The 20,182-nt window shown below is 30.2% G+C and carries 16 protein-coding genes; 10 read left to right on the forward strand and 6 right to left on the reverse strand.

Annotated features, from left to right (window positions below):
* The first annotated feature begins 72 nt into the window (after nt 1-72).
* A complete protein-coding gene (locus LGK95_RS09020) occupies nt 73-828 on the forward strand; it encodes a DeoR/GlpR family DNA-binding transcription regulator (RefSeq protein ID WP_226124266.1) in 756 nt (251 codons plus the stop codon).
* A 185-nt stretch (nt 829-1,013) separates the two neighbouring features.
* On the opposite strand, the gene iolG is transcribed toward LGK95_RS09020, so the two are convergent.
* Entirely contained in the window at nt 1,014-2,036 is a 1,023-nt protein-coding gene (iolG, locus tag LGK95_RS09025) for an inositol 2-dehydrogenase (RefSeq protein ID WP_226124268.1), read from the reverse strand.
* 365 nt (nt 2,037-2,401) lie between these two features.
* Here iolG and LGK95_RS09030 point away from each other — a divergent pair, with 365 nt between their 5' ends.
* The 3 genes from LGK95_RS09030 (at nt 2,402) to LGK95_RS09040 (ending at nt 5,013) form a co-directional block, all read left to right on the forward strand.
* Nucleotides 2,402-3,157, forward strand: coding sequence for a DeoR/GlpR family DNA-binding transcription regulator (locus LGK95_RS09030; protein ID WP_226124271.1), 756 nt, complete (start codon nt 2,402-2,404; stop codon nt 3,155-3,157).
* Between the two features lie 38 nt (nt 3,158-3,195).
* Nucleotides 3,196-3,585: a tautomerase family protein gene (locus LGK95_RS09035; protein ID WP_226124273.1), complete on the forward strand. Its 390-nt coding sequence runs from the start codon at nt 3,196-3,198 to the stop codon at nt 3,583-3,585.
* Between the two features lie 450 nt (nt 3,586-4,035).
* Nucleotides 4,036-5,013 (forward strand): DMT family transporter, encoded by a 978-nt coding sequence (locus tag LGK95_RS09040; protein WP_226124275.1) that lies wholly within the window; start codon nt 4,036-4,038, stop codon nt 5,011-5,013.
* A gap of 103 nt (nt 5,014-5,116) precedes the next feature.
* On the opposite strand, the gene LGK95_RS09045 is transcribed toward LGK95_RS09040, so the two are convergent.
* The 5 genes from LGK95_RS09045 to garR all read right to left on the reverse strand — a co-directional run bounded on the left by LGK95_RS09045 (nt 5,117) and on the right by garR (nt 10,881).
* Nucleotides 5,117-5,941, reverse strand: a complete 825-nt coding sequence (locus tag LGK95_RS09045; RefSeq protein WP_226124277.1) for an HAD family hydrolase — start codon at nt 5,939-5,941, stop codon at nt 5,117-5,119.
* A gap of 129 nt (nt 5,942-6,070) precedes the next feature.
* Nucleotides 6,071-7,393 carry a gluconate:H+ symporter gene (locus LGK95_RS09050; RefSeq protein ID WP_226124279.1) on the reverse strand — a complete coding sequence of 441 codons (1,323 nt, stop codon included), beginning with the start codon at nt 7,391-7,393 and terminating at the stop codon, nt 6,071-6,073.
* A 288-nt stretch (nt 7,394-7,681) separates the two neighbouring features.
* On the reverse strand, nt 7,682-8,518 hold the full coding sequence (locus tag LGK95_RS09055; protein WP_226124280.1) for a class II fructose-bisphosphate aldolase: 837 nt from the start codon (nt 8,516-8,518) through the stop codon (nt 7,682-7,684).
* Between the two features lie 33 nt (nt 8,519-8,551).
* Complete coding sequence (locus LGK95_RS09060; RefSeq protein ID WP_226124282.1) at nt 8,552-9,985, reverse strand: four-carbon acid sugar kinase family protein; 1,434 nt, start codon at nt 9,983-9,985, stop codon at nt 8,552-8,554.
* 2 nt (nt 9,986-9,987) lie between these two features.
* Nucleotides 9,988-10,881, reverse strand: coding sequence for a 2-hydroxy-3-oxopropionate reductase (gene garR, locus LGK95_RS09065; RefSeq protein ID WP_226124284.1), 894 nt, complete (start codon nt 10,879-10,881; stop codon nt 9,988-9,990).
* Nucleotides 10,882-11,220: 339 nt separating this feature from the next.
* Here garR and LGK95_RS09070 point away from each other — a divergent pair, with 339 nt between their 5' ends.
* The 6 genes from LGK95_RS09070 to LGK95_RS09095 all read left to right on the forward strand — a co-directional run bounded on the left by LGK95_RS09070 (nt 11,221) and on the right by LGK95_RS09095 (nt 20,175).
* Nucleotides 11,221-12,108: a MurR/RpiR family transcriptional regulator gene (locus tag LGK95_RS09070; RefSeq protein WP_226124286.1), complete on the forward strand. Its 888-nt coding sequence runs from the start codon at nt 11,221-11,223 to the stop codon at nt 12,106-12,108.
* Nucleotides 12,109-12,568: 460 nt separating this feature from the next.
* On the forward strand, nt 12,569-14,146 hold the full coding sequence (locus LGK95_RS09075; protein ID WP_226124289.1) for a PTS transporter subunit EIIC: 1,578 nt from the start codon (nt 12,569-12,571) through the stop codon (nt 14,144-14,146).
* Between the two features lie 109 nt (nt 14,147-14,255).
* A complete protein-coding gene (locus LGK95_RS09080; RefSeq protein WP_226124291.1) occupies nt 14,256-15,581 on the forward strand; it encodes a 6-phospho-alpha-glucosidase in 1,326 nt (441 codons plus the stop codon).
* Between the two features lie 271 nt (nt 15,582-15,852).
* Nucleotides 15,853-16,602: a MurR/RpiR family transcriptional regulator gene (locus LGK95_RS09085; protein ID WP_226124292.1), complete on the forward strand. Its 750-nt coding sequence runs from the start codon at nt 15,853-15,855 to the stop codon at nt 16,600-16,602.
* Between the two features lie 236 nt (nt 16,603-16,838).
* On the forward strand, nt 16,839-17,375 hold the full coding sequence (locus LGK95_RS09090; RefSeq protein ID WP_226124294.1) for a PTS sugar transporter subunit IIA: 537 nt from the start codon (nt 16,839-16,841) through the stop codon (nt 17,373-17,375).
* Nucleotides 17,376-17,679: 304 nt separating this feature from the next.
* Nucleotides 17,680-20,175 (forward strand): ABC transporter permease, encoded by a 2,496-nt coding sequence (locus LGK95_RS09095; RefSeq protein WP_226124296.1) that lies wholly within the window; start codon nt 17,680-17,682, stop codon nt 20,173-20,175.
* The last annotated feature ends 7 nt before the right edge of the window (nt 20,176-20,182 follow it).

The following is a 20,182-nucleotide window of genomic DNA, read 5'->3' on the forward strand; positions in this document are numbered from 1 at the left end:
ATAGGTTGTGTAATATATATTCGTAGTTTATTTATAAGTTACCTATAAATTATGAAGAAAGGATAATTAATTATGAAAACTAATAGAATTAAAGAAATTGAGGAATATATACTAAGCAACGAATCAGTCCCTTTAGATTCATTGTGTGATGTTTTTAAAATTTCTAAAAACACAATTCGTCGAGATATAAATGAACTTGTAAAAAAAGGAACCGTAAAAAAGGTTTATGGTGGAGTAACAGCTGTTATTAAATCCTTAATTCCTTTCGAAGAAAGAAACAGTAAAAATAATTATAAAAAAATGGAAATAGCTAAAGTTGCATCTGGCTTTGTTAATGATGGAGATGTTATATTCATAGATTCTGGTACAACAACACTTAATATGATAGACTTCTTAAAAAACAAAAATGATGTAACTATACTTACTAATAATTTGAATGTTATAGTAAATGCACTCCCTTATCCAAATTTAAACGTTATTTGTACAGGGGGAAGATTAATAAGAAAGACAAATTCTTTTGAGGTAATACATGCTCTTGCGATATTAAAAGACTATAATGTAAATAAAGCATTTATGGCTGCTACAGGTGTTTCTATATCTAATGGGGCTACAAATTCTTCGTCATTAGAATATAAACTTAAAAAAATTATAGTGGAAAAGACTAATGAGCTATTCTTATTAGTAGATTCTTCTAAATTTGATGTTTCAACACTTATGACGTATTGTCAATTAAGCGATATTGATCATCTTATAACCGATAAAAAACCGTCTGAAAAATATATAGAATTTTTTGAAGAGAATAAAATTAATTTTAGTGTATCTGAATGATGTTTCGAAAGTCTTGTTTATCATTTTTACAAGGTAAACCATTGATAACGAAGGAACGTTTTGATTGCGGTACCACAAACTAAAAAGCACTTAAATCTAAGTGCTTTTTAGTTTGCTACAATTTTACAGTAGTCTCATTTTATAATAATATTATTATACACACCATCGCTTTAATGTGTTTTCTTTTATTTGATTTCAATTAATTCGTTAGTTTCACAAGATTTTTTACAAGCAAGTGCAACTTTTGTAGCTTGTAATCCATCAAATGCTCGAACTTCCGGTTGACGTTTTTCTTGTATACATAGAATGAATTCTTTTAGCTCATTAACAAATGCTTGTTTGAATCGTTCTGGAAAGTTTTGAGAACAAGGTCTAATGACGCCATGTTCATTCATTACTGTTACTAAATTCTTTTCAGGAACTGTTGCAATGCGTAGCATTCCTTTCGTTCCAATTAGCTCTGTCTCTACATGATAACCATGAAGGCAATTTCGGCCTGCTACTAAAATCGCCATAGTTTTGTCTTCTAATTGCAGCATTGCGGCTCCAGTTTCTAACTCATTTACTTTATCAAGTTCCGGATAAGCTGCGTTTTTCCCCATTGCCCAAACTTTAGAGATCTCTTTTTTTGTAAACCATCTCACTAAATCAATATCATGGATAGACATATCTGCAAATAAACCACCACTATTACTATTACCTGCGAATTTGACAAAGCTTTCCATTCCTTCACTTGGATCTATGCCATAACTACGAACAATAGTCAATTCTCCTAATTCTCCATCATCAACCATTTGCTTAGCATATTTATAGGATTCGTCATAACGTCTCATAAACCCTAACATGAAAACTTGATGTGGATGAGCTTCAATAACTCTTTGTGTTTCTTCAATATCTTCAATATCTAATCCTATTGGTTTCTCACTGAATACATGTAAGTTTTTATCCATAGCTTGTCTAATCTGTTTGCAATGGAAGCCTGAAGGCGAGACAATGCATACTGCATTTAGATTTGGACTTTCAATCATTTCTTCGTATGTTTTATAAGTTTCTGTTACCCCAAGATTATTTACTGCAAAATCCAATTCTTCTGCGAATAAACTACAAGCAGCTACAAGAGTGCACCCAGGTATTTGTTTTGATAAATTTGAAGCATGTATTTTTCCTAATCTTCCTAACCCTACAATTCCTACATTAATATTTGTCATTTTCTATTCCTCCTTAATACTTATCTTCTATAAGTAATTGCAAAATCTTGTAATCAAGGGACTGTAAGATGCCACAATTAATTATTCAAAGTTTCATGTTTTCATAAATGAAAAATAACGTTTACAAAATAGTCTCAAAATAAAGATATTTTTGTATAAATATATCCAAAAACATCTATTTGATAAGGTATTGATTATATTATAGTATTAATATAATCATTAGTCAATTTAATTTTGGTTATATATTGAAATATTAAATTTAATTTACAATAATTACAATGAAAGTGATGATATGTTGATTATGTTTTGGATATGTGCTATAATTACATTAATTGATAAACTATAAACGTAAGGGGAGCTCACAAATGAAATTAAAAAGAATTCAGAAGATTGAGCGATATATATACCAAAATGGGAGTGTTTCTTTAGACGAACTTTGTGAAACTTTTAGTGTTTCAAAAAACACTATCCGTCGTGATGTCAACTATTTGGAAGAAAACGGTAATTTAAAAAAAGTATATGGAGGTGTTTTAGCTAATAAGACTTCTTTAATACCTTTTGAAAATAGAACAATCCAAAATCAAGAAAAAAAACAAAACATTGCTCATGTTGCAGCCTCCTTTATTGAAGAAAATGACTTAGTTTTTATCGATTCGGGGACTACTACGCGCCAAATGTTAGAAGTAATAGACAATAATAAGAGCTTTACTGTTTTAACTAATAGTTTAGACATTATAAATGCTGTAGCTGGTTTAAATAATATTCAATTAATAATAGTTGGGCATACTTACAAAAGAGGCACTCAATCATTTGTTGGTATTGACGAAGATGATACTATTAATCGGTATAATATTAATAAGGCATTTATGTCAGCAACGGGAGTATCTATTAAACATGGATTAACAAATTCAGATATCTTAGAAACAGAAATAAAAAAACATGTTGCTAAAAGAGCAGGTGAATTATATTTATTAGCAGATTCCTCGAAATTTGGAAAATCAACACTCTTGACCTATGCTGAATTAACGGATGTCAAAAGAATTATAACTAATGAATGCTTATCTAGTGAATATGTTGATTATTGCTCTGATCATAATACTATAATTGAATGTTCAAAATAAAAATTACTAATTAGATTTTAATAATAGGAGGGTTTTAAATGCCATTAATTCGTTTTGATATGATTGAAGGAAGAACAGAAACAGAGGTTACAAAGATACTAGATATCTCACATCGAGTAATTGTCGATGCTTTTCAAGTCCCAGAAGGTGATCGTTATCAAATTGTTCACCAACATCACCCTTATGAAATGATTATTAAAGATACAGGCTTAGGGTTTAAGCGTTCTAAAAGTGTGATTGTTATTACTATTACTACTCGTCAACGCACACATGAAAAAAAAGAAATTTTTTATGAAAAGTTAGTGCTTGCTTTAAAACAAGAATGCAATATTGACCCAGCAGATATTATGGTTTCAATGGTTGTGAATGAAGGCGAAGATTGGAGTTTTGGGTTTGGGAAAGCACAGTTTTTAACCGGCGAACTCTAAAGAAGATTTCATCATATAAGAACATAAACAAAAACTTGTGAAATGAGTTTTTGTTTATGTTCTTTATTTTGATTTCAAACTATCAATTTGAGAAACTTGTATAAGAGTACCATACGTATAATATAGTAATTCTCTGCAACCCAAATATATGTCTTTGGGACTTGAATATTATTTATAGCACAGGTTTTATAGAGTAAACATGAAGAAGGTAAATATTACCTTCTTTTTTTATTGCAATAGAATAGTGGGGCTGAGGTTAGAGAAATTTAGCTTGAATTTTTTTATATTTAATAAAATAGTTTTGAGAGTATAGGCATATATATAATATATATTAGTCAATAACAGACTGAAATTACACTCGATTTATTTGACCTATCTACTAGGTTAGTGAAAGATTAACTTACTCCATTTATTCTATAAATTTATTATCAAAAATTTAAGAGGTGTAGAATGAGCAATTCAAATAATTCCAAAGTAGGTTGTATACTGGGTATTGGTTCTGGTTTAGCATGGGGATTAGATGCTGTTATAATAGGAATAATTTTAGCGGCATCATTATTTTCACAGAATGATAACATAATATTTCTAGCTCCATTTGTTGCTGCATTTTTAAAAGATGGTCTTTCAGCTATATATATGAGCATAATAAATATTAGTCGAGGAAACTTTAAATCTGTCTTAAAAGGATTTAAGACAAAAGGTGGGTTATTTATAGCTATAGGTGCTTTGTTTGGAGGTCCTTTAGGTATGACTTGTTATATGTTCAGTATGAGGTATATAGGACCTGCATATACTGCGAATATTTCAGCCGTTTATCCAGCAATAGGAGCTGTTCTTGCTTTTATACTTTTAAAAGAAAAAATTGAAAAGAGCACTTGGATGGGGATAGGGTTAAGTGTGCTAGGTGTATTTGTCCTAGGATATTTCGGTGGTGGAACAGTAAATAAAGGCACTTTTATCATAGGAGTACTTTTTGCTCTAGGAGCAGTTGTGGGGTGGGCATCTGAAAGCGTAATATGTGCTTATGGCATGAAGGATGATATAGGACCTATAGAAGCCTTAAATATAAGGTACATAATTTCTGCCATAGTTTATGGAGCAATTATAGTACCAATCCTGAAAGGACACTTTTTAACAGGAGAAGTACTTGCCAGTAATACTATTTGGTTACTTGTATTGTCAGCGCTTGTTGCAACAACATCTTTTATATTTTACTATAAAACGATTTATTTAATAGGAGCTGCTAAAGGAACCGCTTTAAACATAACATATGCTTTATGGACGATTGTATTTCATACGTTGATATTTCATACTCCCATTACAAGTGAATTAATTGTAGGTAGTGTGATTATAACATTAGGAACGGTTTTGGTAATTGTGAAACCTAGTCAAATTTTTAATTTTAAAAGGAATATTCAAAATTTTTAATTTAAATTACATTTTCACTCACAAAATATTGTTGTGAGTCTACTTTCATGTATGTATTGATAAAAAGACTAGAAAGGACTATATGTTTTATGTTGATAATATCTTAAGACCATATGAAATTATTTATTGCATAGGCTATACCAGACTCATCATTTGACCTCGTTATATACTTTGCATATGTTTTAAGTTCCTCTACAGAATTTCCCATTGCTATAGGCATGCCAACGCGTTGAAACATATCTATATCATTGTAATTATCCCCAAAAGCAATAACCTTAGTTAGGTCTACATCTAATTTCTCTGATAAGATTTTTAGTGCCCTACCTTTAGAAATATTAGAAGCCATTATATCTAGAAGTCCGCCCATCGAACTCAATGCCGTAAGATCATCAAAACTTGAAAAATGTTCTTCTAAAGATTTTACATGTTCATGATCACTACATACTAATAAAATTTTTATGGCATTTATGTCATCAATATTTTCTATTATTTTATTATCTACATACTTAATAGGTACTTGTAAATTGTTTGGTAGCATCTTATTAAGATTTTCAAATTTAGCGGCCCTAGGGTTATTTTTGTTCGAAAATACCACATCAGTAGTATATATTAAAAAATGTATATTATATTCAATACAATAAGTTATGATTTTTCTTACGCTAATTTTGTCCATTACCTTTGAATAAAGTATGTTTCCTGTTTCTATATCTCTAATTAAGCCACCATTACAAGATATAACATATCCTTTTAAATCTAACTGTTTTATAAAAGGCTTTAACATTAGATCAACTCTTCCCGAAGCAATAATTACTTCTAATCCACTTTGTTGAAGTTTTTTTAAGGCTGTTTCATTTTCTTTTGATATGACATCTGAAGAATTAAACAATGTTCCATCCATATCACATACACACCATTTATATTTAAGCATTTGTAACTCCTCCTTTTATATCTTAAATTATAGCTAACTTTAAATTTAATAATTTTAATTATATTATAAACCTCATGAAAAACAATTGGTGTATATAATTTATTAAAACTATATACACCAATTATTTAATTATGCTATAAACGCATTTATAATTAATACACCAGCTAGTCCTATGAATGAAACAATCGTAACCATTACTGTCCACGTTTTGAGTGTTTTACCTATTGAAAGATTAAAATACTCTTTAAATATCCAGAAGCCTGCATCGTTAACATGTGAGAATATTAAGCTTCCTGCTCCGGTTGCAATAACCATAAGCTCTGGACATACACCAGTAATTCCTATAAGCGGTCCTGCAATACCTGCTGCTGTCATACCTGCTACAGTAGCAGAACCAAGAGATACTCTCAAAACAGCTGCTATGAGCCAAGCTAGTAATAATGGTGAAAGGTTAGTTCCCTGCATCATATGGGCAATATATATATCTACCCCACTGTCTATAATTACCTGTTTAAAGGCACCGCCTCCACCAATAATTAATAATATCATTCCTATTGAAGCTATTGAGGCTGTAATAGAATTCATAACTTCCTGGATTTTCTTACCCCTATTGATTCCAAAAGTGAATATAGCAACTAGTACAGAAATCAAAAGTGCTATTGCAGGGTCCCCAAAGAAATTAGCATATGGAAGTAGAGATGACTTTGGGGAAGAAATTTCAATAATAGCTTGAATTGACATCAAAATTACCGGAATAGTTGCTGTAAATATACTGATACCAAACCCAGGCATTTCTTCTTCTGTAAAGTGTCTTGGGTTAAAAAGCGCCTTTGGAATGTCACAATTTAAGTAATCTTTTTTGAAAAATTTAGTAAAAACAGTTCCACCTAAGATAACAGCTGGTATTGCTACTGGTATCCCATACAATAGTGTTTTTCCTAAACTTGCATTGTATATACCAGCAATTGCTGTTGGGCCAGGGTGAGGTGGTAAAAATCCATGAGCTGTTATTAATGCTGAAACTAATGGGATACCTACATAAAGAACGGGAACCTCAGCTTCTAAGGCTATAGTAAATACCAATGGTATTAATATAATAAAGCCTGTTTCATAAAAAAGTGCCATTCCTACTATAAAACCTGTTATAACAGCTGCTAATTGAACTCTATTCTTTCCAAACACTCGTATTAGTGTTGTAGCAATTCTTTGAGCTCCTCCACAGTCAGCCATAAGCTTCCCGAGCATTGCTCCGAAGCCTAAAACTAGTGCCAGATTTCCTAAGGTACCCCCTAGCCCAGCTTTAACAGATGCTATAGCTTCTACTGCAGGCATTCCTTCCATAATTGCAACTGTAATAGAAACCAAAACCAAAGAAATAAATCCGTTTACCTTAAAGACTACCATTAACACAAGTAATAATACTACGCCTATACCAATTATTATTAGTGGCATATTTTAACCTCCTAATTATTAATAATTATTTACTTACATAAAATTGCTTTTGTTGATATTGTTATCGTTTTCAGGAGTTATATACTAAATTGAGCTAACCTAAAATTCTATGGATTAGTTAAAAATACGTTAATTTACTTAAGTCGATAAATTGTAAGGTATATGAAACGGCAAGCAAATTTTTCAATATAATAACTTGTCATTCCATATTGTTTTTGGATTATAAAATTTTTATAAAACTCATTTTATTCTAAATACTATATACTAATCTAAATATACAAAACCATTTTACTCAAAAAGTTTCATGTACTTACAAACTACTTCTTTAACATAAGTTATTTGCATCAAAGAAATTTGGGATAAGTGATATCTCTTTCCTTCATTTAATAATTCTTTCAATTTATCAACAGTATAGGATGATACCTCTGTATTAACATTTATTTTACAAATCCCATTTTGAATACAATTCCTAATCACATCTTCAGGTGTTCCTGAACCACCATGTAATGCAAGAGGGATGTCCAATTCTTTGAAAATTTTCTTTAATATATCTATTCTTATGTTCGGAATTCCCTTATACATTCCATGTACTGTACCAATTGATACAGCCAATACATCTACTTCGGTTTTTTGTACGAAATCTTTAGCCTGAAGAGGGTTTGTATAAATTTCTTCATCAGTAGATTTTCCTTCATGTGAATTTACTCCTGCTGCTAAAGAACCCAACTCAGCCTCTACAGATACATTACATGAATGAGCAACTTCAACTACTTTTAATGTGTTTGCAACATTTTGTTCATACGGTAGTGAAGAGCCATCATACATCACTGAAGTAAAACCAGCCTTTATAGCTTTGTACACATTCTCTAAATTGCTACAGTGATCCAGATGCAAAGCAACTTGAACTTTAATGTCTTTTGATAATGTTTTTACCAAGCCATATACTAATTCAAAATCCATATTTTCTAGATATTTTTCGCCAAATGCAAGAATTACAGGAGTATTCTGATGCCTAGCAGAGTCCAATACACCTTTTATAGTTTCATAACTATAAATATTAAATGAACCGACAGCATAATTTCCCAGCTTTGCATAATGGAGAATTTCCTTCATATTAACTAGCATTTTATCCTCCTATGACCTTTTTAATTTCGTTTTTTATTTATCTAAAATCTCAGCTGCTTCTTTTAAAGTAGTTTTAGTTCCTACATTACCTGGAAATATAACGTATGATAATCCTGGGAACTTACTTTCATTTCCTGTAGCCCAAACAGGTATGCCTGGCTTAATCTGACCAATAACGGTTGCTCTTTGCACACTAAGACCTTTTGTTCCTACGTCGCTTGAGGTAATACCACCCTTTGCAATAATATATTTAGGTCTTATTTTTAATCTTTGGACAATACTTGTTACAGCATCTGATATTTTGATAGAAAGTTTTAATTCTTCCTCTTTTTTATCTAGTCCTAAATCTATCCTTTTTCTACTAGTGTAAACAGCTACACTTTTACCAGAACCTATAAGCCTCTCGCAATTTTCTAAAACTCTATCCACTTCAGCTTCAAATTTTTTAGGCTCTAATACAAGCTGACAGTTAAGCTCAATAGATTGTAGAAAACTACATTTCTTCAATTCTTCTAGCTGCTCAGTAGTCTTTTTAACATGAGAACCAACTATTATTAATCCTCCATTATTAGATTCATTCTTAATAAGTTCATCTCTAGTAAGTAAGCCCTTATCACTTACACCACCAATTACTTTTGTGAATGCAGCTGCAGTTCTGTACATAAAATTCTTTCCTGTTTTTAATGCTTTAATTAATGCAATAGAGAATATTTTTACATCAACATAGTCTACAGCATTTACAACTACTTTATTAAAATTATTAACTTCAAGTAATTGTTTTGTAATAGTTTCGATATCAAGATTCCTAATACTTTCAAGTGATATATACGTGATATTTTCAGCCTTAAACTCACCATTCGTTTTTTCCTCAACATATTCACCTAAATGAGACTTTGTATAACCAAAAGTTCTGTCCTTTGCGAATTCAGTTTCGCCAGCAGGTATCAATTCTTCTCCATATTGAACATAGTGGATATTGTCAATTGTAAACCTGCCACCTTCTTTAAAGAAGGGTAATAATACTTCACCATCTAATATAAGCTCGGAATTTGATTCAATTACTTCTCTTAATACATTTGTTTCAAGAGGGTAATGTCCTCTAAGCGTTGAATCTGATCTACTAATAATAAGGAATTCCTTATTATATTTTTTTGCCACTTTAATAACATTTAAAGCTATTTCTTTATGTGCTTTTTCTGTTTCACTTGCTGTAAAACCTCTAGAGTTTGTTAGCAAGAAAAACATGGAGTTTTTTTCTGCAAAGCCCTTTTCTATGCTATCTACTGACCAATCAGTGTAAACTGAAATATCATGAACAGTTTGTACACCTGTAGGGTCATCATCAAGAACTATTATTTTTTTATTAAGTTCAAGTAATTCTTTTTCATATAATTTGTTTACAACATTTATATCTACTGCTGGTATTTTAGAGAAAGCCTCTTTTACTAATATTTTTTTAATATTCATAATTACCCCTTTCTTACTTCAACTTTAGCAATTTTTTCATAATATTGTACTATTCCACCATGGTCATCATTGGCTTTTCCATCTGCCTTAAGCGCATGGAATATCTCCAATAGCTGGCTGGATAGAGGTAGTGGAACATCAAGTGCATGTGCAGTTTCCATAACATTTGTTATATCCTTAAGATTGATAGCTATTTTACCACCAGCTACAAAATTTCTTTCGAGAATCAAAGGAACCTTTGCATCAAGTACAGCACTTCCTGCAAGGCCTCCTCTTATTGCCTGGTACATCTTTTCAATATCAATTCCAGCTTTTGATGCGAGTACTAGTGCTTCTGACATTGCCGCAATGTTTAAATTTACAATAATTTGATTTGCTAACTTTGCAGTTACACCACAACCATTATCTCCAACTAATATTACAGAGGTTCCCATATTATAAAGCACATCTTTAACCTTTTCAAAAACCTCAGGCTTACCTCCTACCATAATTGATAAGTTACCGTTTATAGCTCCCGGTTCCCCTCCACTTACAGGTGCATCTAACATTTCTAGTCCCATTTTAGTTATTTCGCTGGCGATTTCCTTAGAAACTACTGGAGTAATGGAACTCATATCGATTACAATAGTTCCATTTTTGGCACTTTGAGTAATTCCATTTTCACCTAAAACTACTTCTTTTACATGTTGAGAATTTGGAAGCATTGTAAAAATGATATCACTATTTTCTGCTACATCTTTAGGTGATTCAGCTGAAGTAGCACCTGCATTAACCATTAATTTCACCGCTTCTTTATTAATATCAAATACAGTTAATTTGTGACCAGCCTTGATGAGATTTAATGTCATAGGTTTTCCCATTATACCTAGTCCTATAAAACCAATATTTTTTTTCATGTTTACTCCTCCATTTTTTACTATAAATTATTTTTTATATGTTTAGCTAGTTATTTAATTGTACTTTTAAAGTATTAAATGTTTATAGTTAGCTAGAATTGCTATTAATGATACAGTCAATAGTAAACATTTACACTCTTTCCAGTAACTTTACTACTAATGAATATTAATAACAGTAGTTTTATTACTGTCTTAATAATATCAAAATATTTAAACGTTGTCAATAACTATTTTACAATATATTATAGTTCATTAATTTAATTGTTTTTTATGTGATATATTGCTACAATTAATTTATTAAAGATGTTTATTTACAAACGTTAGGAGGAAAATATAACTATGGAGGACAATCTTTTCGCTACCATTAGATCAAGATTCAATACGCTTTCTAAAATTCAGAAAAATATTGCTGATTTTATTCTTAACAATAAATCTGAAACAGTGAGACTTACTATTAATGAATTGTCGCAAAAATGTAATGTCAGTGAACCTACAGTAATTCGTTTTATAAATAAATTGGATTACAGCTCATATAGTACATTTCGCCTAGATATGGCAGGGGAATTATCAAAAGAAACACATACACTGTCACCAAATGGCATTAAAATAGAGGATGGATATCAAAATATTGTAGCTGAGGATGACATTAATGCAGTTAAACAAAAGGTCGTTTATTCTGTAGGCTGTGCAGTAAATGATCTGAATAACATAATAAATGTAGATGATTTGGAGAAAGCTGTGAATCTTATTTATGAATCCAACAGTTTATTATTTTATGGATCAGGGGGATCGAGTGTAATCGCCATGGATGCATATCATAAGTTCATGAGAATTGGTAAAAAGGTATCTTATGATGTAAATTCACATTTTTCATTAATAAAAACTTGTCATCTTGAGATTAATGATGTTGTAGTTCTCATCTCTCATACAGGGGAGAGTCGAGAAGTATTAGAATGTGCTGAAAGTGCAAAAGAAAAAGGATGCAAGATTATAGGCATTACAAGTTATCTGAATTCTGATCTTGCAAAAATTTCGGATGTTGCGTTGTTTAGTTCGACATATGATTTAGAATACTATACAGATGCTATGGTATCACGACTTATTCAACTTGTTATTTTAGATATGATTTATATTTCAGTAAGTCTAAAAATGGGTGAAGAAAGTAAAAGGATGATTGAAAAATCAAGAAAAGCAATTTCTAGTGTAAAAAAGAAAATGCCTAAATGAGTTAGAATTAAAAAAATCGATTTTTTGTTTAGCAGAAAATCATCATTTTAAGTTAGAGCATAATAGCTTTGAAACTTGCGAATGACCTTACATTAGGTATTTGCAAGTTTTTTTATTTGTGTTCTAAAACGAATGTTTATGGTATTACTACGGAAAAATTAAAAGAGCATTTCTGATCTTGATAAAAAAAGTTAATATTGTATAAAAAAAACAGGTTGTCAATTGACTTAACCTGTTTTTAAAGGGGGCATTTCTATTTAAAAAATTACAAAAATTTGTTAAAGTGTAACTAACAACAAATTAACAAAATATTAAAAGAAAGGAGTTAAAAGTCTACTGATTAAGTAATTCTATATTAGCTTTGTAATTGTTTTAAATTAATAGTGGGGGAGAAATATTGTATAACAAGTAAATGATTACATAAAAAACTAACAACAAATTTAAAAAGGGGGATTTTTAAATGAAAGAAAAAATAGTAAATGGAATGCAGATTTTTGCAAGAGCTATAGTAGTTCCAGTATTGTTCTTACCTATAATTGGTATAATCATTGCATTATCTTCTATTTTAAGCAATCCAACAATTGTTGGAGATGGTAATTCTTTAATAAATGTTGGAAAATATATTGCAAGTGGTCTTTGGCCTATTATGAATAATTTGGGTATCCTCTTCTGTGTTGGAATTGCAATGGGGATGGCAAAAGATAAAAAAGCAGAAGCAGCTCTTGTGGCATTACTTTCATTCTTAATATTTTTAGGAGCTAATAATGAGTGGCTTACTTTAACAGGAAAATTAGTAGGTTACAAAACAACTTCCGACTTATTTGGTACAGGTCAAACTATAATTCTGGGATTTCAAGTAATTGATATGGGAGTTTTTTTAGGAATAATACTCGGTGTGGTAGTAGCACTTGTTCATAATAAATTTAGTAATAAAGAGTTCCCAGGTGCATTTGCGTTTTATGGTAATACAAAATTAGTTCTTTTAGTTTTAGTACCTATTTTACTAATCCTTGGAATGGCATTTAGCTATATTTGGCCTATAGTCGCAATAGGTATCAGTGGTCTAACAGGTTTTATAAATATATCAGGTAATGTTGGTGTGTTTTTATACGGATTTTTAAATCGAGTACTAATACCAACAGGATTACATCACTTAATATGGACTCCATTTTCTTACTCTAATATTGGTGGAACACTAGAAGTTGGTGGAAAAACAGTATTTGGAGCTTATAATATATTCTTAGCGCAGTTAACAGATCCATCAATAAAAGTTTTTGATCCGTCAGCAAAATATGTACAGTATGGCATGGTCAAAATGTTTGGGTTAGTAGGAGCAGCGTTTGCATTTTATAAAACTGCAAAACCAGAAAATAAGGTTAAATTAAAGGCTATTTTAATACCCGCAGTAGCAACATCTGTTTTAGTTGGTATTACAGAACCTTTAGAATTTACATTTTTATTTGTAGCACCAGCTTTATGGGTGGCTTACTCAGTATTTGATGGAATATTTCAAGTAATTGTAGTAGCACTTGGAGTTAGGACTTATGCGGCAGGTGGTATTATAGATTTCTTGACATACAATTTACCCGCAGGAATTAGTAGGACTAGATGGCCTATTGCTATAGGTGTAGGTTTGGTTGAACTAGTAGCATTTTACTTTTTATTTAAGTTTATAATTATTAAGTTTAATTTAAAAACTCCAGGTAGAGAAGATAGTGAAGTAAAGTTATATACCAAAAAAGATTATAAAGATAAGGTTAGTAACAGTTCAGTAAAAGAAGCAGTAGTTAAAACCGATAGTTCTGATTTAGCATCAGTAATAGTTGAAGCACTTGGTGGAAAGAAAAACATAGAAACTGTAGATAATTGTTTTTCTCGCTTAAGAGTGAAGATAAAGGATGCCGAAATGGTTGATGAAGTAGCATTAAAAGCAACAGGAGCTTTAGGGGTAATAAAAAACGGTAATAACATTCAAGCTATTTATGGACCTAAAGTAAGTGGAGTAAGAAGTGCTGTTGACAAATATCTTTCTGTTTAAGGAATTTATGCTAATCATTCAAAAAGGTTAATACTGTGAATTGGTAAATAATTAGTATGCTAATTACTTATTCATAGCTTATATATAAAATTAGAAAGAAGGTATAATAATGAATAAATTTTCAGTAACAATAGCTGGCGGTGGAAGTACATTTACACCAGGAATAATATTAATGCTTTTAGACAACTTAGATAGGTTCCCTATAAGAAAACTAAAATTATATGATAATGATAAGGAAAGACAGGCAATAGTTGCTGGAGCATGTGAAGTTGTTTTAAAGGAGAAAGCACCAGATATTGAATTCTGTGTGACAACAGATCCAAAAGAAGCATTTACAGATATAGACTTCGTTATGGCTCATATAAGAGTAGGTAAATATGCAATGCGTGAATTAGATGAGAAAATCCCATTAAAGTATGATGTACTTGGACAAGAAACTTGTGGTCCAGGAGGAATTTCTTATGGAATGAGATCCATTGGTGGAGTTATTGAAATACTTGACTATATGGAGAAATATTCACCAAATGCATGGATGTTAAACTATTCCAACCCAGCAGCAATAGTTGCAGAAGCAACTAGAAAATTAAGGCCTAATTCAAAGATATTAAACATATGTGATATGCCAATAGGTACAGAAGTACGCATGGCTGAAATTTTAGGACTAAAGTCAAGAAAAGATATGAAAGTTCGATATTATGGACTTAATCATTTTGGCTGGTGGACAGATATACGTGATAATGATGGAAATGACTTAATGCCAAAAATAAAAGAACATGTTGCTAAACATGGTTATATAATTAATAAAGGAGGTACTCAAGAAACTGAGGCAAGTTGGTATGATACCTTTTCAAAAGCAAAAGATGTGTATGCATTAGACCCAAACACATTACCTAATACTTATTTAAAATATTATTTATTCCAGGATTATGTTGTTAAGCATTCAAATAAAGAATATTCAAGAGCAAACGAAGTAATGGATGGAAGAGAAAAGTTTGTATTTGGAGAGTGCAGGAAAATTATTGAACAACAATCTACAAAAGGATGCGCTTTGCATGTAGATGATCATGCATCATATATAGTAGATTTAGCAAGAGCTATAGCATATAATTCACAGGAAAGAATGTTGTTAATTGTAGAGAATAATGGTGCTATCGAAAACTTTGATCCAACAGCTATGGTTGAAATACCTTGTATGGTTGGAAGTAATGGACCAGAACCATTAGTAGTAGGAAAGATTCCTCAATTCCAGAAGGGATTAATGCAGCAACAGGTTTCTGTAGAAAAATTAGTAGTCGAAGCTTGGGTAGAGAAATCCTATCTAAAATTATGGCAAGCTATTACACTTTCTAAAACTGTACCTAGTGCAAGCGTTGCTAAAAGTATTTTAGATGATTTAATTAAAGTAAACAAAGAATATTGGCCTGAATTAAAATAGGTTTGGAGTGTTGATAGTTTAGTATTTTATTATTGTGTAAATTACTCCAAGGTTAGGACTGTGTTAGAAATAGATTTTATATCTATTTCTAACGCAGTCTTTTTTTATTTATATAATTATTTCGTGAGAAATCAAAATTTAATGTTCATGCTCTTAAATTCTTATCAATTATAAAGTATAACTTATGCCCTGCATGGATGTAGTAGTGTGATATTAAAGTTTGTGTTATCGTTAAATAAATTATATACTATTTATAGTAGGTGAGAAATGCATGAATTTAGATATTAGCAAAATGGTGGATAAATATCAGTTAAGTAAGACAGAAGAAAATATATTAATTTATATAATAATTAATATACAGAATGTTAAAGATATAGGGGTAAGAGGTATAGCAAAGAAAAACTATACGTCTACTACTACTATTATGAATTTAGCAAAAAAATTAGGATATTCGGGATTTTTAGATATGTATTATAACTTGAATTTTACATTGAAAGAAAAGAAATCTCATTTTTCAGGTCAAGAAAGTAATAAATATTATGGAGTAGACTTAGAAGAATTATTAGCTTTGATAGAATCTAAAAAAATAAGTGATTTTATAGATTTATTAATAGAAAATAAAGGTGAAGTTATATATACTTGTGGACAAGGATTTTCAGAACCTATAGTAAAGTATATTACTAGAAAATTATTAGTTCTTGGTTTTAATTGTATTTATTCTGAATCTTATGAAAGTTATGATGTAAATGCAATAAAAGCAAAGCTATTTATATGTGTATCTAAGTCGGGAGAAACAGATTTTTTAGTAAAAGTGTCTGAATCTGCTAAGAAAAATGGAATAAAAATAGTTTCATTTACAGGAGATGTGGATAATACATTAGCTAAAATATCAGACATAAATTTTAAATTATATGATATGAATACTATGGATGATCGTAATAAATTAGCAAATTCTTTCTATGCTAATATTTTAATGTTATTTGAATTTTTAATAGGTATATATTTAGAAAAAAACAAGTGAAATTTAGTCTAATACCAAAACAAGAGAACATATGAATATTTAAATTTATATGATCTTTTGTCTTGGTATTTTTTATTCTATACTTAATGGGAATACATGTTATTTTCATGTAGAACCTGTTTTTTTAGACGATGAAAAGGTTTAAATCAATTGATATTTTTAATATAATAGTAATATAAAGAAGTTTAAATATTTGATTTAGTACAAGTTTATTAATTATATTTGGAGGGTGAAAAATGTTTAATAAAATCAAAGCTTTTATGTTTAATGATCAAGCAGACATTCACAAAGAAAATGTACATGAAGTTCAAAAGGATAAAGAAAAAAATGAAACATTTATAATTCCTATTTCGGGAGAAATAATAAACTTAGATGACGTGGAAGATGAGGTGTTTTCTCAAAGAATGATGGGTGATGGGTTTGCTATAGAGCCTGAAAATGGAGTGCTATTCTCACCAGTTGATGGAATAATTACATCTGTATTCCCTACCAAACATGCTATTTCAATAAGAAGTAATTGCGGGGTTGATATATTAATTCATTTTGGATTGGATACTGTTAATTTAAAGGGAGAAGGATTTGACGTTTATGTGGAGCAAGGCAATGAAGTAAGGGCAGGAGATAAGTTATTAGAAGTTAATATTGAAGAAATAAAGGATAAGGTACCATCTATTGTTGTACTTATAGTTTTCATTGAGCTTAACGGAAAAAGTTTTAGTTATAATCTTGGAAAAGTTAAGGCTAAGGATGAAAATGCAGTGATTATAAAATAATCTCTTGTGATAATTTATACTTTTATTAATATATATCGAAAGAAGTTATTCCTATTCAGATTAGAAAAATTATCATAATAAGAAAGGTGCTTTAAATTTATGCATCTTTTTTCTTATGATAATTTATTTTTTGTGATGAATAAATGAATGATGGTTTGAATAATCCAGTAGATTTTACAAGAAAGAAAAATATAGATGGAATAATCACTTATATTAATTCATAGAATTGATAGATTACGTATTAGATGAGAATGTATGCATGAAATTATTATTAAGAAATTATATTAGGCAAGGGGGAAACGGTGTGAGAATATTCTTTAAATATATAGCCAAATGCATGTTAGAGAAGAAAGCAAGATTTTGCTTGTTGATTTTGGCTATAGCAATGAGTACAGGGTTATTAGTAACAGTTTCAGGAACAGTTAAGATTGCAATTAGCAGTTTTGAAAAACCAATGACCGAATTATTTGAGGGGAAAGAAATAATTATAACATCTAAGGGGTCTGAACCTTTCTTTAAGACGAAAGATATAAAAGAAAAAGGAATTAAAAATATAAGCGGTGAGATTGACTTATCAGCAACAACTAATGGGGATGAAATAAATAATGTAACCATTAGAGGGAAGGAAGACAAAAACATAAACAAAGATAATTTAATTGAAGGTGACTTAAGTACATTCACTGGAGCAAAGTGTATAATTTCCCAAAGAACATCTGAGGAAAAAAAATTAAAGATAAATGATGAATTAGAATTATTTATAGCAGGAGAAAGTAAAAAGTATAAAGTCGCAGTCATAAGTGCGAATGAGGCAACTTTTTATAATGATAAGAAAACGACCTATCAAATAATAGTTCCATATAAATATATATCGAAGCAATATAAAGTGGAAGGGAAATATAACTACGTAACAGCGAATAAATCATTAGATGGTCTAAAAGAAAGTGTAAAGAAGTTTAATGATAACAATACACAATTTGCTGCCAAGGAACTTTTTGATGCAGCATCTATTGAAAAGCAAATTGGTTCATTTACGAAAGTATTATATGCAATGCTTGTAATAGTATTATTTATGAGTGCAATAATTATATATGGTTCATTTAAATTAACCATAACTGAGAGGTTACCTGTAATAGGAACATTTTTAAGTCAAGGGGCAACAAACTGGACTGTAGAAAAGATACTTTTACTCGAGAGTATAGGCTATGGAATAATAGGAGCAATTTTTGGAAATATTTTTGGATATGGAGGTCTGTATTTAATCAATTATTTTATATCGCCATTAAAGGATTATGGAATAATTGAAAAGTTTTCAGTGAATCCACTATATTTTGTTATAGGAGCGATCTTTGCAATAGTATTCTCTTGCATATCAGCAATAGTTCCAATAATAAAAATAAGAAAGTTAGAAGTAAAGGAAGTTATATTAAACAATGTGAATATATCAATGCGCATAGGATGGGTAAAATTTATCATTGGGACTACTATATTAGTAGCTACAATATTTGTAAATTCGATAGATGCCCCTTGGGTTAATTCATTAAGTAGTATATTTATACTTGTATCTATCATAGGGCTTGTGCTTATGTATCCTAAGGTAATAGATGTAGTAACTAATTTATTGTACAAATTATTTAGAGGAAGAAGTAAGGTTATAATATTTTCTCTTAATAACTTAAGAACTTCAAAGGTGCTTATGGGGAATATTACACTTATAGTAATTTCTATGTTATCAATATTTATGATTACATCCATAGGGACAAGTATGAAGAATATAGTTACTGGAGCATATCAACAGATGGATTTTGATGTTTCAGTAACAGGAATTAAAGGGGTGCCTGGAATCCAAGGCGTGAGTGTAACAGATAAACTAATTTCTAAAATAAAAGAAAATAAAAATGTCAATAAGGATAGCATTCAAGTATTTAAGTTTGCAATGGGCAGCGCTAACAAGGATACAATGATTTTTCTTGAAGGAGTAGATAGCAAAAAATATCAGAAATTTAATGGATATTTAGAATTAGATAGTGATAAATATAGTGAGATGTATAAAAAGTTTGATAAGTCTACAGATAGTGAAATTATTATAACCGACAAGATTAAAAGAGCACTGAATGTAAATGTAGGAGATAAAATTACAATTGAAGTGAATGACATAAAAAAGAATCTTAAAATAATAGGAACAATGGATGGCAAAGTATACAATAATGGTACATTTATATTAATGAAGAATGATGTTATGAAAAAAGAATTTAATGTTATAGAAGCGAATCAAATAGCATTTAAAACTACAAAATCAACAGAGAATGTTAAAAAAGAATTAAAGACCGTTGTTAAAGATTTTGGAGCAACTGCAACTACAAGGGATGAGTTCCAAAAACAAAATCTGGATCAAAATCAAATGATAGTTAATGTTTTAAGTATATTTTCATATTTGGCAATTTTTATAGCGGCACTCGGAGTGCTGAATAATATTACAATAGGTTTCTTACAAAGAAAGGGAGAGCTCGCAATTTTAAACTCAGTAGGGATGTCAGATGGTGCTAGAAATGGAATGTTACTTTGGGAGTCAGTATTTTCAGTAGTGTGGTCAGTAGTAATAGCTGTTCCTTATAGTTATTTAGGATTGTCACTACTTACTAAGACTATGACTGCAATGGAAATGCCAATGCGTATAGTTTTAGATATTAAATCTGTACCAATGTACGCAGTAGCAGCTTTAGTATTAATAGTATTAGGATCATTACCTATAATGCTAAGGAGCAATAAATTATCAATAATAAATGAATTAAAGTATGAATAAAGGGGGA

The sequence above is a fragment of the Clostridium algoriphilum genome (assembly GCF_020443705.1).
GTDB lineage: Bacteria > Bacillota > Clostridia > Clostridiales > Clostridiaceae > Clostridium_AD > Clostridium_AD algoriphilum.

What these genes read in the sequence shown, in the direction of transcription:
- LGK95_RS09055 (WP_226124280.1), bottom strand. Translation starts at nt 8,518, where the DNA reads ATGCTAGTTAATATGAAGGAAATTCTCCATTATGCAAAGCTGGGAAAT.
- LGK95_RS09050 (WP_226124279.1), bottom strand. Translation starts at nt 7,393, where the DNA reads ATGCCACTAATAATAATTGGTATAGGCGTAGTATTATTACTTGTGTTA.
- iolG (WP_226124268.1), bottom strand. Translation starts at nt 2,036, where the DNA reads ATGACAAATATTAATGTAGGAATTGTAGGGTTAGGAAGATTAGGAAAA.
- LGK95_RS09090 (WP_226124294.1), top strand. Translation starts at nt 16,839, where the DNA reads ATGTTTAATAAAATCAAAGCTTTTATGTTTAATGATCAAGCAGACATT.
- LGK95_RS09020 (WP_226124266.1), top strand. Translation starts at nt 73, where the DNA reads ATGAAAACTAATAGAATTAAAGAAATTGAGGAATATATACTAAGCAAC.
- LGK95_RS09080 (WP_226124291.1), top strand. Translation starts at nt 14,256, where the DNA reads ATGAATAAATTTTCAGTAACAATAGCTGGCGGTGGAAGTACATTTACA.
- LGK95_RS09035 (WP_226124273.1), top strand. Translation starts at nt 3,196, where the DNA reads ATGCCATTAATTCGTTTTGATATGATTGAAGGAAGAACAGAAACAGAG.
- LGK95_RS09040 (WP_226124275.1), top strand. Translation starts at nt 4,036, where the DNA reads ATGAGCAATTCAAATAATTCCAAAGTAGGTTGTATACTGGGTATTGGT.
- garR (WP_226124284.1), bottom strand. Translation starts at nt 10,881, where the DNA reads ATGAAAAAAAATATTGGTTTTATAGGACTAGGTATAATGGGAAAACCT.
- LGK95_RS09045 (WP_226124277.1), bottom strand. Translation starts at nt 5,941, where the DNA reads ATGCTTAAATATAAATGGTGTGTATGTGATATGGATGGAACATTGTTT.
- LGK95_RS09030 (WP_226124271.1), top strand. Translation starts at nt 2,402, where the DNA reads ATGAAATTAAAAAGAATTCAGAAGATTGAGCGATATATATACCAAAAT.
- LGK95_RS09060 (WP_226124282.1), bottom strand. Translation starts at nt 9,985, where the DNA reads ATGAATATTAAAAAAATATTAGTAAAAGAGGCTTTCTCTAAAATACCA.
- LGK95_RS09075 (WP_226124289.1), top strand. Translation starts at nt 12,569, where the DNA reads ATGAAAGAAAAAATAGTAAATGGAATGCAGATTTTTGCAAGAGCTATA.
- LGK95_RS09070 (WP_226124286.1), top strand. Translation starts at nt 11,221, where the DNA reads ATGGAGGACAATCTTTTCGCTACCATTAGATCAAGATTCAATACGCTT.
- LGK95_RS09085 (WP_226124292.1), top strand. Translation starts at nt 15,853, where the DNA reads ATGAATTTAGATATTAGCAAAATGGTGGATAAATATCAGTTAAGTAAG.